The sequence below is a fragment of the Candidatus Manganitrophaceae bacterium genome, assembly GCA_016200325.1.
In the GTDB taxonomy this organism is placed as follows: domain Bacteria; phylum Nitrospirota; class Nitrospiria; order SBBL01; family Manganitrophaceae; genus Manganitrophus.
Genome location: JACQEZ010000001.1, coordinates 156,692 through 169,489, shown reverse-complemented (window position 1 = coordinate 169,489; position 12,798 = coordinate 156,692). Strand labels below are relative to the sequence as shown.

14 protein-coding genes are annotated in these 12,798 nt (G+C 56.3%); 3 read left to right on the top strand and 11 right to left on the bottom strand.

Annotated features, from left to right (window positions below):
• Positions 1-25: 25 nt before the first annotated feature.
• Positions 26-397 (bottom strand): response regulator, encoded by a 372-nt coding sequence (locus HY282_00790; protein ID MBI3802284.1) that lies wholly within the window; start codon positions 395-397, stop codon positions 26-28.
• Between the two features lie 193 nt (positions 398-590).
• On the opposite strand from HY282_00790, the gene lexA reads away from it, so the two are divergent.
• Both lexA and HY282_00780 read left to right on the top strand, forming a co-directional pair.
• The gene (lexA, locus tag HY282_00785) at positions 591-1,229 is read left to right on the top strand and encodes a repressor LexA (protein ID MBI3802283.1); all 639 of its coding nucleotides are present in this window, start codon (positions 591-593) and stop codon (positions 1,227-1,229) included.
• Positions 1,195-1,704, top strand: coding sequence for a hypothetical protein (locus HY282_00780; protein MBI3802282.1), 510 nt, complete (start codon positions 1,195-1,197; stop codon positions 1,702-1,704). Before lexA ends, HY282_00780 begins: the two co-directional genes overlap by 35 nt.
• Before the next feature lie 67 nt (positions 1,705-1,771).
• Here the strand turns inward: HY282_00780 and HY282_00775 are convergent, their stop codons facing one another.
• Both HY282_00775 and HY282_00770 read right to left on the bottom strand, forming a co-directional pair.
• Complete coding sequence (locus HY282_00775; protein ID MBI3802281.1) at positions 1,772-2,203, bottom strand: AMP-binding protein; 432 nt, start codon at positions 2,201-2,203, stop codon at positions 1,772-1,774.
• A gap of 12 nt (positions 2,204-2,215) precedes the next feature.
• The gene (locus HY282_00770) at positions 2,216-2,926 is read right to left on the bottom strand and encodes an acyl--CoA ligase (GenBank protein ID MBI3802280.1); all 711 of its coding nucleotides are present in this window, start codon (positions 2,924-2,926) and stop codon (positions 2,216-2,218) included.
• 560 nt (positions 2,927-3,486) lie between these two features.
• Here HY282_00770 and HY282_00765 point away from each other — a divergent pair.
• On the top strand, positions 3,487-5,529 hold the full coding sequence (locus HY282_00765) for a tetratricopeptide repeat protein (GenBank protein ID MBI3802279.1): 2,043 nt from the start codon (positions 3,487-3,489) through the stop codon (positions 5,527-5,529).
• Positions 5,530-5,566: 37 nt separating this feature from the next.
• Here HY282_00765 and HY282_00760 read toward each other — a convergent pair whose 3' ends face one another.
• The 8 genes from HY282_00760 to HY282_00725 form a co-directional block, all read right to left on the bottom strand.
• Entirely contained in the window at positions 5,567-6,169 is a 603-nt protein-coding gene (locus HY282_00760; GenBank protein MBI3802278.1) for a dual specificity protein phosphatase family protein, read from the bottom strand.
• A 408-nt stretch (positions 6,170-6,577) separates the two neighbouring features.
• Positions 6,578-7,297: a ribonuclease III gene (rnc, locus tag HY282_00755; GenBank protein ID MBI3802277.1), complete on the bottom strand. Its 720-nt coding sequence runs from the start codon at positions 7,295-7,297 to the stop codon at positions 6,578-6,580.
• Between the two features lie 36 nt (positions 7,298-7,333).
• Complete coding sequence (gene fabF, locus HY282_00750; protein MBI3802276.1) at positions 7,334-8,575, bottom strand: beta-ketoacyl-ACP synthase II; 1,242 nt, start codon at positions 8,573-8,575, stop codon at positions 7,334-7,336.
• A 76-nt stretch (positions 8,576-8,651) separates the two neighbouring features.
• Entirely contained in the window at positions 8,652-8,882 is a 231-nt protein-coding gene (gene acpP, locus HY282_00745) for an acyl carrier protein (GenBank protein MBI3802275.1), read from the bottom strand.
• A 125-nt stretch (positions 8,883-9,007) separates the two neighbouring features.
• Positions 9,008-9,766 carry a 3-oxoacyl-[acyl-carrier-protein] reductase gene (fabG, locus tag HY282_00740; GenBank protein ID MBI3802274.1) on the bottom strand — a complete coding sequence of 253 codons (759 nt, stop codon included), beginning with the start codon at positions 9,764-9,766 and terminating at the stop codon, positions 9,008-9,010.
• Positions 9,767-10,702, bottom strand: coding sequence for an ACP S-malonyltransferase (gene fabD / locus HY282_00735; GenBank protein ID MBI3802273.1), 936 nt, complete (start codon positions 10,700-10,702; stop codon positions 9,767-9,769).
• A gap of 162 nt (positions 10,703-10,864) precedes the next feature.
• Positions 10,865-11,635 carry an SDR family oxidoreductase gene (locus HY282_00730; GenBank protein ID MBI3802272.1) on the bottom strand — a complete coding sequence of 257 codons (771 nt, stop codon included), beginning with the start codon at positions 11,633-11,635 and terminating at the stop codon, positions 10,865-10,867.
• Between the two features lie 160 nt (positions 11,636-11,795).
• Positions 11,796-12,773, bottom strand: a complete 978-nt coding sequence (locus tag HY282_00725) for a ketoacyl-ACP synthase III (protein MBI3802271.1) — start codon at positions 12,771-12,773, stop codon at positions 11,796-11,798.
• Positions 12,774-12,798 lie beyond the last annotated feature (25 nt).

Sequence of the window (12,798 nt, the reverse complement as noted above, 5' to 3'; positions counted from 1 at the left end):
GTTTCCAAATGGCGAGGTTGAAAAGCTAGCCCTGTCGGCTTAAGACCCGGCTGACGCAATCGAGCAATTCCAGGGGGCTGAATGGCTTGGTTAAATAGATATCCGCATCGAAGCGTTTTGCTTCATCGTGGGTGAGCTTTCCCCGACCGGTCAAGATAATAATCGGAATCGATCCCGTCCGAGGATCGGACCGAATCTTCTTGCAGACTTCCTCGCCGCTGAGCCCCGGCATCATCAGATCGAGGATGAGAAGGTTCGGTTTCTGCTCCAGACACTTTTCAATCGTGTCGGGACCGTTAACCGCTTCCAGGATCTCATATTCTTCGCTCTCCAACGTGCTGTGAATCAAAAGTCGGATCGGGATTTCATCGTCGGCAATCAGGATCTTCTTCAACATCGGCTTCTCCGGTGGAAAAAGGATAACATAAAAGGAAGCTTTGTCAATAAAACCAGCGGGCAAGGATGCCTGACCGGAATTCCTTTTAAATCCAGCGTTTCCACTTAAGAACGCATTGACAAAGAGAATAAAAAGCTCTAGAATGAGGCCACAAGGGTAGGGCCACATCTGTGGACCTTCCGGGAGAAAAGCGATGGAAGCGGTGCTGACCCTCCGACAACAAGCGGTCCTTGAATTTTTAAAACGCTATCTCGATGAGCAAGGTTTCCCGCCGAGCCTCCGTGAAATTGCACATCATTTTAAGATGGCCGACCCGAAGGGGGCCAAGAAGCATTTAGATGCACTCGTCCGAAAGGGAATCATCCAGCGCCTCCCTGGACGGTCGCGCGCGATACGGATCGCAGGCACCCCCGTCCCGAAAGGCCGGCTGCTGCCGATCCTCGGCACGGTTCGCGCCGGGCTCCCCCTTCTGTCCGAGGAAAATATCGACGGACAGCTCTGGGTCGATCCCGCGATTGCACCCGGGGAGGCGGCGTTTCTCCTTCGTGTAAAGGGAGAGAGCATGATCGGCGCCCATATCATGGAGGGGGATTACGTGGTGGTCCAAAAGCGACCGATGGTCCAAAATGGAGAGATCGCCGTCGTCTTAGTGGATGGCGAAACAACGCTTAAATATTTTTCGAAGAAACAAGGGGTGGTCATTTTATCCCCCGCCCATCCCCAGATGAGACCGATCGTCATCGAGAAAGATCGCTCGGTCGAGGTCTTGGGAAAGGTCATTGCCGTCGTCAGGATGTATGATGCAGGAAGTCAAAGAAAAAAAGAGAGGTGAGGCCTCTTTCCGGGAATATCTGAAACGTTTCAAACGCCGCTATAAAGCAGCGGACAAATCCAAAAAAAGTGCCCCCGATTATCTAATCGAGAGTCCGCAGGGCGCCCTGATTGCCGTCGTTCTGGAGTATGCCACATCGGCGGAGATTCAAGAGACACTGAAGGTCGCCCGGAAAAGAGCGCAGCCGTATAAAAAAGGGAAGCTGCCGTTCTTACCGGTCCTTTATAAAGGGGGACTCCCCGGCCTCGAACACCGCTACATTCAGGAGGCGCTGCAGGAAGGACACTATCCTGAACTCAGCGCAATCGCCCTCCTGGAAGGCCGGCCCGGCCAAGAGCGGCTTCGGATCTTTCACAATCGCTTCGCAAAACAGTCGCTCGATCGAAGAACTTTCGATCATGATAAAGACAAAAACCTCTTCCTCGCCCAAATTTTGCCGAACCATGTTTTCTGGATCGTCGAGGATGCAATCTAAACCGCATTTAAGTCGATTTTCCAATCTGGCTCCAGATATAGCAAAAACCATCCCTCTGAAGGAGGGATTACCTCTTTTTTCGGCCGACGATAAAAAAAGTGCCGTCGTCATCCCGATAACCGGCATCGCCGGTATGGAGCCAGCCGCCGCGGATCGCCTCCTCCCCCACCGGAGCCTTAAAGTAGCCGGCCATGATGTTCTCACCGCGCAGGACGACCTCGCCGATCTCCCGGTCGGTGAGCGCCTCGTCCCGATCATTCAAAATCTTCATCTCCAGGCCCGACAGGGGAACGCCGACCGATCCGGATTTCCACCGGCCGCTGACCCGATTGACTGAAACGATTCCGGTCCCCTCCGCTAGACCATATCCTTCGAGAATGGGCGTCCGGAATCGCTCCTCGAATTTTTGAAGGAGCGCGATCGGTATCGGCGATCCCTGACTGAGGCAAAACCGGAGTGAGGAGAGATCGGGTTTGTGCAGCGCATCAAACTGGAGCAGCCCCTCATAGGTCTAGAACATACCGGCGAAGGCGGTCACGCGAAATCGCTCCAACGTCATAAAAACCTCCGCCGGCGAAAATCGCTCCATCAGAACCAGGCTCCCGCCCGAAAAAAGAGAGGCCAGCAATAAAATGACCTGGCTGCCGACCTCAGAAAGAGGAAGGACGCCAAGCAGGCGATCCTGTTCGGATAACTCCATGGCTCGAGAAAATTGCGCCGCGCTGAAGAGATAGTTGTGATCGGTTAAAACGACCCCCTTCGGCCATCCGGTTGTCCCCGAGGTATAGATCAATGCGGCGGGATCATTGGGACCGATCTCTTCCGGCCGCCGCGGTCCGCCGGCGACATAAAGGGAGGAGAAAACCTTTCCGACCCCGCCGCGTTCACCGACCAAGAAAAGCAATTGAAGCCGCGACAGCTCGGTCCGTTTCGGCGCGATCATTGAATACAGGGTCGGTGTGGTCACCAAGACGCGGCTTTCGGAATGTTCGAGGAGGCGCGCGACCTCCTCCCCTCTCAACCCCGGGTTCATCGGCACCACCACCGCGCCGTGCTTTAACACCCCAAAGAAGGCGAAAAGAAACTCCGGAATGTTCGGAAGGAGTAGCGCAACTTTCTCTCCCGGCTGAACTTTAAAACGGGCCAGGTTTTCAGCAATCCGCTCTGTTCGTTCATCCAATTGCCGGTAAGTGACTTCTTGTTCTTTGAAGAAGAGGAACACTTTATTAGGAAAGCGCTCCGCTTGCAGGCGAAGTAGAGAGGAAATCGAACAAAAGTCGGAGAGTGTCATTGAAGTCGCGAATCCGGACCGATCCCTCCCGCGTAGAAGCTCCACTCAGAGTGGAAGATCTTCCGGGGTTCCATTTTCTCTTACTTCACCGGGGCAAAGATGTCTGTTGCGGGGGAGAGTAAGATAACGAGGTAGTAGATATAGATTGCAGCAATGGTCATTACAGCAAAAAGAAGGCAGTATTTGAGAAATTCTTTCATTTAAACCTCTAAACCTCAGAAATTTTATCCGTCCCCGGATGACAGAATTTTTCGAATATCATTCCGCTTGCGGCGCTCCCCGGGGGACCGATCCGTTGAGAGAAAAACATCGTCCTACTGTAGCGGAAGAGGAGTCACGTGTCAACTTGCATCCGATTGCATTCGCCCCTGCGTTCACCGGAACAGGATCGTTACCTCTAACGTGTGGATGATCAGATTGACGATTTTTCTAAGTGGAGATACGCTTTCTTACAGCATCTATCCGACCGAAAGTACTTGGTAAGCGATTTCATGAAAAAGTGGCCCCCGCCTCAAAAACCAACCGCTTCAATTTGGATCTCCAGGGCTCGAACGCCGATCGTTTTCGTCTTCCTGTCATTCGTCATTCTCCTAATTTATTCGAATATCTTCTCCTCTTCCTTTCATTTTGATGACTATTCCAACATCATCGACGACCCCCGGGTTCGATCCTTACATTATTTGAAACAGTTTTGGAACGTCGAAGAGCGTCGATGGGTGGGCTTCATGACCTTCGCCCTCAATTACCATTTTGGAGGACTGGATGTCTTCGGCTATCACCTGGTCAATGTCGCCATCCATCTCTTGAATACCTTTCTCGTCTATACGTTTGTCCTTCAGCTCTTCCGCACCCCCCTAATGACCTCCACAGAAAGGTACCCCTGCGACCGCGCGCCGTGGATTGCGTTTTCTGCGGCGCTTCTTTTCGCGGCCCACCCGCTTCAAACAGAGGCGGTGACCTACATCGTTCAGCGCTTTGCCTCGCTGGTCGTCACGTTTTATCTTCTTGCTCTCGTCTGCTACATCTACTGGCGGATCGCAGCCCCTTCCACGAAGCGAAAATATGCCTGGTATCTCGGCTCGCTTCTTTCCACCCTGCTGGCAATGCGGACGAAGGAGGTGAGCTTCACGATTCCGCTGATGTTCATCTTAATCGAATTCCTTTTTTTCGAGCGCCCAAGAAAAATGCGCTGGCTCTCCTTGCTCCCCTTTCTTAGTTCGCTGATCCTGATTCCGCTGTCGAGTATTCATTTTCTCAGTGAAATAGAAGAGAGACTTTCCCGCCATCCGATCCAGGTGAGCCGGCTTGATTATTTCTTCACACAGCTGCGGGCGCTCATGACTTACCTTCGGCTTCTGATTTGGCCGGTCAATCAAAACCTCGACTACGACTACCCGGTTTACCACTCGCTGTTCGATCCCGCCGTCTTCCTTTCGCTTCTCGTCATTGTAGGACTTTTTTCGGTCGCTTTCTTTCTCCTTACCCGACAGCGCAAAAATTCCGCCGCGCGGCTGGTCGCATTCGGAATTCTCTGGTTCTTTTTAACGATCTCGGTGACATCGACCCTCTCTGCGCTTCGGATCATCGAGACTCTTTTCGAGCATCGGCTCTATCTTCCGAGCATCGGACTTTTCATCTCGGTCAGCGCCGTGCTGCTCGCCGGTCCAATCACCTTCAAGAGGGTGCTTCCGCTCCGCTGGGGTTTCGGGGGCATCGCCGTTGCGGTCCTTTGTTTATCGATTGCGACTTATCAGCGAAACGGAATCTGGAAGGATGAAATGACCTTGTGGGGAGATGTCGTAAAGAAGAGTCCGGCAAAAGCACGCGGTTACAACAACCTTGGCATTGCCTATGCCAAGCACAAGCGATTCGATGAAGCGGAAGCGGCCTTTGAGAAATCGATCGCCCTGAAGCCGGACGATGCGAATGCCCTCAACAACTTGGGAAACGTATACAAAAACCATGGGCAGATTGCGAAAGCGATTGAAGCATATCAAGGAGCAATCCGGATCAACCCGGCGCTCTATCGGTCCTACTACAATATCGGTGTCGTCTATGAGAAGGAGGGCCATCTTGAGGAAGCCATCACCTTTTATCAAAAAGCGCTGCTCCTCTCCTCCGAAGACGATCTAGGAGAGATCTACTTTAATATCGGCAATACCTATGCGAAATGGCAGCGCTGGGCGGAGGCGATTGACACATATGAAAAAGCCTTAAAGTTCGACATCGACCTTCCGAAGTTCGACCCGGATCTTCCCCGAGTCTACAATAACCTCGGCGTCTCCTACGCCGCCGTGGGAGAGATGGAAAAAGCGCTCGGCGCCTATCAAAAGGCGGTGGAACTCGAGCCGGACTACGACAAGGCGCACAACAACCTCGGGAATACCTATCTTCTGCTCGGCCGGAAAAAGGAAGCGCGGGAGGAGTACCGACAGGTCATAAAAATCAATCCCGAGCTGGTCGAGGCCCGCCGACATTTAAAAGAATTGAGAGACTCGGACGAAGACGAACGGTGGGGCGTTGAAGTCACCTGACCGCTTGGCTCTTTGAGCCGGTCACGCAACGTTCGGATTACGGCTTGAATTGTACAAGCGTGCGCAGGCGCTCGACATCCATTTTTTTAAGAAACCGGGGATTGTAGAAAAAGATCGCGTTGAAGCGAAAGTCGAACATCTCGTGGATCGCATCTTCCGCCGCCCAATGCTCAAAAACCATCCGGTACGAGGCGATGCTATAGCCGGTGCGATCCCTCCCGAGCGAGCAATGGACAAACACCGGCGCGCCGTCAGGATCTTTGAGCGCGGCGTCGACCGCTTTTAAAAATTGAATCAGCTCCTCCTCTTCAGGACGCCACGGATCCATCGGAATCCGCAGATACTTCAGCTTCGTCCCCTTCAGCAGCGGCAGGTCGTCGTGAAACTCCCGAAGACTGATGACGGTCTTCACCCCCGCCGCCTCCAGATGACGAAACCCCTCTTTCGTCGGCTGCTCTCCCCGCCAGAGGAGCGGCGTGACCTTCCCAAAATTCTCAACCCCCGCCATGCAGGTATCACACGGAGCCGACCACGCGCGCGTGGGAGGGGTGGAGGGGCGCGTCGCACAGCCTGCGATGGAAACGGCGAAGACGCTATAAAAGAGAATTAAAAGATGTCTGGTCGTGCGGGTGGCTCTCACGATTGCTCCGCTGAATTCCCGTGACAATAAAAAAACTGCAAGAGCAAAGTATACGACACTTTTTGCAGCAACTCTAGCGGCCGGAAGGCAAGATTGCTCCTAATTGGGTCAGAAGGCGGAGTTGATCAAGGACCCCGTGATCGGTGATCTGCCCATTTTGATCCGGAGAATGTCAATGACTTCCAGATCGATCGGACGACCGGTCGCCGGGATGCCGAGAAAAGCTGCGCCGTGGGGAAGACCACGATAGAGAACCGCCGGCCTTGTTCTATAACCACTTCACCGGATATGTCTTCCCAGGCCGAACGCGGCTCCAAAACACTGCGATCAAGAAGAGTGCAAGAAGGCTGGTTTGAGCTGTCAAATTAAGAAGGGTGCGTCAAAAAGATAACGGCAAGTCGAGGAGCGCTACTCAATCTGCGGAGCCCGTTCTCCTCTTTTCAACCGCTCCAGCGTGATCTGTGCCGCCCGCTGCTCCGCCTCTTTTTTGCTCTTCCCGCCGGCGGTGGCATAGGGGGTGTTTCGGATTCGGATTTCGACTTCGAAGCGCTTTTGGTGGTCCGGACCCGACTCTCCGATAACGTGGTAGGTGGGGAGCGATTCGAACTCTTTTTGGCAGAGCTCTTGGAGCTCGGTCTTGTAGTCGACGGTGATCTCAGGGCGGGTCAGCTCCCGCAGGAACGGCTCGAACTCCCGCATCACCCCCTCCCGCGCCGCCGCAAGACCGCCGTCGAGATAGAGGGCGGCGATCACCGCCTCCATCGCATTGGCAAGGAGCGAGCTCTTCTCTCGGCCGAGGGTCCGCTCCTCCCCCTTTCCCAGATAGAGGTACTGGCCGAGGCCGATCTCTTTAGCAACCCGGGCGAGCGTTCCCTCGCTGACCACCCGGGCTTTTAACTTAGAGAGATCCCCCTCCGGCGCTTGGGGGAAGCGTTCGATCAAGACTTCGCTGATGATCAGGTCGAGGACGGCATCGCCCAGGAACTCGAAGCGCTCATTGTCGTCGACCGTCTTATCCTTTGATTCGTTGAGGTACGATTTGTGGGTAACCGCTTGGCGGAGGCGCAGCGGCGCCTTGAAAGAATAGGAGAGCCGTTTCTGGAGGAGGGTCAGATCCGAAGGCAACATGATGGAAGTGGCATACCCAATCCATGGCAAAAGGGGTTACACGTTCCGAACCTTCTTGAAAAGGACGGTGGCATTCGTGCCGCCGAAACCGAACGAATTGGAAAGAGCGATATCGACCGAAGCCTTTCGGGCCTGGTTGGGCGTGTAGTCGAGATCGCACTGCGGATCGGGATGGTCAAGGTTAATCGTCGGAGCGATCAGGCTGTCTCGAATGGTAAGAATGCTGAAGACCGCTTCGATCCCTCCGGCCGCCCCCAACAGGTGTCCGGTCATCGACTTGGTCGCACTGATCGGGATCTGCCGGATCGCCTCGCCGAAGACCGTCTTCATCGCCTTCGTTTCGATGGCGTCGGCCATGGTGGAGGTGGCGTGGGCGTTGATGTAGCCGACCTCGTCAGGTCGGATGCCGGCATCTTTCAAGGCAAGCTGCATGCAGCGCGCCGCCCCCTCTCCCTCTTCCGACGGCGCGGTGATATGGTAGGCGTCGGCAGACATCCCATATCCGAGGACCTCGGCATAAATGCGGGCGCCCCGCGCCCGGGCACTCTCGAGCTCTTCTAAAACAAGAATGCCGGCCCCTTCTCCCAAGACAAAGCCGTCTCGATCTTTATCAAAGGGGCGGCTGGCATGCTTCGGATCATCATTTCGTGTGGAGAGCGCGCGCGAGGCGGAAAATCCGGCGACCCCCAGCGGGGTGATTGCCGCCTCGGTTCCCCCGGCAATCATTGCATCGGCCTCCCCCCGTTGAATGATGCGGAAGGCGTCCCCGATGCAGTTGTTTCCGGTGGCGCACGCCGTGACCGCGCAGGAGTTGGGTCCTTTGGCGCCGAACCGGATGCCGATTTGGCCGGGGGCGAGATTGATAATGGACATCGGAATGAAGAAGGGGCTGACCCGTTTCGGTCCTTTTTCGAGGAGAACCTTGTGCCACTGCTCAATGGCCTGAAGCCCCCCGATGCCGGAGCCGACATACACGCCGATCCGCTCCGCATTCTCGGGGGTCACCTTCAATCCGGAATCATCCATCGCCATCTGGGCTGCGGCAACGGCGTAGTGGATGAAGGTGTCCATTTTTTTGATTTCTTTGGCGTCGATAAAATCGGCCGGGGCGAAATCGTTGACCTGGGCTGCAATCTGACAGGGATAGTCCGTCGGATCGAAACGGGTGATCCGATCGACCCCCGACTCACCTGCGCAGAGCGCCTTCCATGTCTTCTCTACTCCTATCCCGAGCGGCGTGATTGCCCCCAGGCCGGTAACAACAACCCTTCGTTTCAGAAAACCACCCCCTTACTTAAGACAGAACCGATCGGTACCGGCCGGCGGAACAGGCCGGTACAAAGCGGACGAATCGCTACACCTTTTCCTTAATGTAGTCGATTGCATTCTGGACGGTGAGGATCTTCTCTGCATCCTCATCCGGGATCTCTATCCCGAACTCTTCCTCGAACGCCATGACCAGCTCCACGGTATCCAAGGAGTCGGCGCCGAGATCCTCCACGAAGGAGGCTTCCGGGGTGACATCCTCTTCTTCCAAGCCCAACTGCTCCGAAATGATCTTTTTAACGCGCTCTTCTACTGCCAACGCTTCTCACCTCCCCTTAAAGATAAAGTTAAACAGATGAAACCTGCCGCCTCAAAAAAGGCCGGCCTTTTTAGTGAAAACGTTCATTGGAAATTCCCTGTTTCACTCCAACGGATGGAACCGCCTTATCCTCCCATATACATGCCGCCGTTGACATGAAGCACCTGGCCGGTCATATAGTCGGCGCGGTCCGAAGCCAAAAAGACGACCGCGTTGGCGATGTCCGACGGAGACCCCAGACGGGCCAACGGGATCTGCTTTAGTAAATTTTCTTTGACGTCGGCGGGAAGCGATGCGGTCATGGCGGTATCGATAAAACCGGGGGCGACGGCATTCACCGTGATGCCGCGGCTGGCGTACTCGCGCGCCACGGTCTTCGTCAGGCCGATGACCGCCGCCTTGGACGCGGCATAATTCGCCTGACCGGCATTTCCGATGACGCCGACAATCGATGAGATATTAACGATCTTCCCGCGGCGCTGCCGGCTCATCGAGGGAAGCACCGCCTTCATACAGTGGTAGGTCCCTTTGAGGTTCACGGAGAGAACCGCGTCCCAATCTTCATCCTTCATCCGGAGCAGCAGGGTATCTCGGGTGATCCCGGCGTTGTTGACGAGGATGTCGACCTTTCCCCATTGCGAGATGACCGAATCGACCATCGCCTTGACCTCTTCCGCGCGTGCCACGTTGGCTTGCGCCGGCATCGCCTCTTTCCCCTGCGCGGCGAGCTCTGCAACCGTCTTCTCAGCCGTTTCGCGATTTACGTCGGAGACTACCACACTCGCCCCGCAGTCCGCAAGAAGGGTTGCAATCGCTTTTCCAATCCCCTGGGCGCCGCCGGTGACGAGCGCTACATTCCCTTTTAAATCGATCGTTCCACCCATTTATTTCTCCAGCGCCGCTTTGACCTTCTCCACCCCGGCGGCGTCTTCGGCATTCATCGTCGCGAGCTTCCGGTCAATCCGCTTCAGCAAACCGGACAAAACCCGGCCGGGTCCGACTTCGATGAAGAGATCGATTCCCGAATCCCGCATCTGCCCGATCGTCTCTTCCCAAAGCAGCGGGGAGGAGAGCTGATCGATCAGACCGGCCTTGGCCTCCTGCCAAGTCGTGATTCTCTTCGCTTGCAGATTATTGATGAGAGGAATCTTTAAATCTTCTCCGCCGATCTTTTCCAGCTCGGCCGCCAGACGGCGACACGCCTCCCCCATCATCGGAGAGTGCGAGGGAACGCTGACCGCCAGCGGAACCACCCGCTTCGCCCCGCGCGCTTGGGCCAGTGTTGCACCCCGCTGAACCGCGCCCGCTTCGCCGGCGATCACGATCTGGTCGGGGGCGTTGTAATTCGCGGCGGTGACCCGTCCGCTCCCGCTCGACGCTTGCTCGCAGATCTCACCGATCGTCTTTCGATCGAGCCCGACGATCGCCGCCATCCCGCCTTGCCCCTGGGGAACCGCCTCCTGCATGAAGCGTCCGCGTTGTTGGACCAGCCGGACCGCTTCTGTAAAAGGAAGCGCGCCGGCGGCAACCAACGCCGTATACTCGCCGAGGCTGTGTCCCGCGACCAAGGCCCCTTTATCGATCGGCGCTCCCAAGGTGCGCCATGCGGCGATGCTGGCGACGAGCAGCGCCGGCTGGGTATATTCCGTCTGGTTCAGCCGCTCTTCCGGTCCCTCGAAGCTGAGCCGGCTGATCTCCCAGCCGAGCGCCCGATCAGCCTCGGCATAGGTGGCGCGGGCGGCGTCGAAATGCTCGAAGAGCGCTTTCCCCATTCCGACATATTGCGAGCCTTGGCCCGGAAAGAGAAATGCGATCGCCACTTATCTCTCTCCTTGAGAACTCAAGCCGATCCGGAAGGGAAGATCCCCTTCGCAGTATAAGACCAAAAAAACCATTTCCGCCCAAAGATTCCAAATGATATTGATCAAAAAAAAACATGAAGTCAACAAAAATTTTCCAGGAAATATCGGGGAAGCGGATGATTAATCGACGATGAATTCTCCACCGTCGACGCCGATCACATTCCCGGTGATCCACTGCGCCTTCGGGTGGGAGAAGAGGGCGATCGCCCCCGCAACGTCCTCCGGGGTGGTCAGGCGGCCCATCGGGTTTCGGGCACTCGCCATCTTGATCATCTCCTCGTGGCCCGGGATCTTGCGAAGCGCCGGGGTGTCGGTCACCCCCGCCCGGATGGCGTTGACCGCCACCCCCTTCGGACCGAGCTCGAGCGCCAGCTGGCGGACATGGGACTCCAGCGCCGCCTTGGCCGCTGAAACGGCGCCGTAACTTCTCCAAACGCGGGCGCCGCCGGCGGAGGTCATGGCGAAGACCCGTCCCCCTTCGGATAGAACGCCGCGCGCGACGAGATCTTGCGTCCAGTAGACGAGGCTGTTGGCCATTACATCGAGCGTCATCTCCATCTGCGGCTGCGCGATCGCTTCGTTGGGAGAGCCAGCGATGAACGGCTTGAGCGTTCCGAATGCCAGCGAGTGAATCAGGACCCGAACGCCTGCTCCCCCCGCCGACAATGTCTTCTCCATTTCGTCAAGGACCCCTTTTCGCTTTTCGGCGTCGGCGGCATTGACGTTGAAGAAAATCGCCTGGCGTCCCTTCGCTTTAATCTCGGAGGTGATCCGATCGACATTGGCGATCGTTCCCTTACGGTCGAGGTGGACGCCGAAGATATCCATGCCGAACGAAGCCAACTCCAACGCGCATGCTTCGCCGAAACCGCTGGAGGCTCCGAGAATCAGCGCCCATCCATTTAGAAATTGTTGATTCACTCTCTCCTCCTATGAAATGTCATGCAGCGTGTCGAATTCGATAACGAAGTTAAAACCAAAGGAAAGTCTGACTAATTTGGCTCTTTTACTTCGGGCGTCCGCACCCGCATTCCGAACTGGATCCGTTTATTTACCACCGTACCAATGAGGAGGCCCAGGTCAGCCCGCCTCCGAAGGCTAAGAACAGAAGCAGTGATCCCTTTTTAATCCGACCGGCTCGAACCGCCTCATCGAGCGCCAGGGGAATAGATGCCGCAGAGGTATTTCCAAAACGGTCGAGATTCGTGATCACCTGTTCCATCCCGACCCCGAGCCGATCGGCCACCGCTCCGAGAATTCGAAGATTGGCCTGATGCGGAACGACAAAAGCGAGATCGGAGGGGAGGAAACCGTTTGCACGAAGCGCTTCCCAGGCCACCTCTTCCAAATTACGGACAGCCGCCTTGAACGTCTCGTTCCCCTTCATTTTGATTGTATTGAGATGCTCCGCCAAGACCTTTTCCGAAGGGGGGGCCGCCGCGCCGCCGCCGGGAACACAGATCAAATCCCACAGCGAGCCGTCCGAATGAAGATGGGTGGAGAGAATTCCCTCATCCGCTTCGGCCGCCGAGAGCAAGACCGCGCCGGCGCCGTCGCCGAAGAGAACGCAGGTCCTTCGATCGGTCCAATCGAGCAGGCGGGTCATCACTTCAGCGCCGATGACGAGCACCTTGTGATAGGTCCCGCTTCGGATAAATTGTTCTCCGACCGACAAGGCATAGACAAAACCGGAGCAGGCGGCGGAGAGGTCGAAGGCGGCGGCCCGCGTCGCTTTCAGCCGGTCTTGAACGATGCAGGCGGTCGAGGGGAAAAACATGTCCGGGGTGGAGGTCGCCAGGACGATCAAGTCGATCTCCTCCGGAGCAATTCTCGCCGCTTCGAGCGCCCGCTGCGCCGCGATGAGCGCCAGATCGGAGGTCGCCTGGTCCTTCGCGGCGATCCGTCGCTCGCGAATCCCGGTCCGCTCGAAGATCCACTCGTCGGTCGTGTCGACCTTGGCTTCAAGGTCCTTGTTGGTCAGACGCCCCTCGGGGACATACGATCCGGTCGAGACGATGCGGGCCCGCATCTTCGGCGCGCCTTCCGGCTTTCCA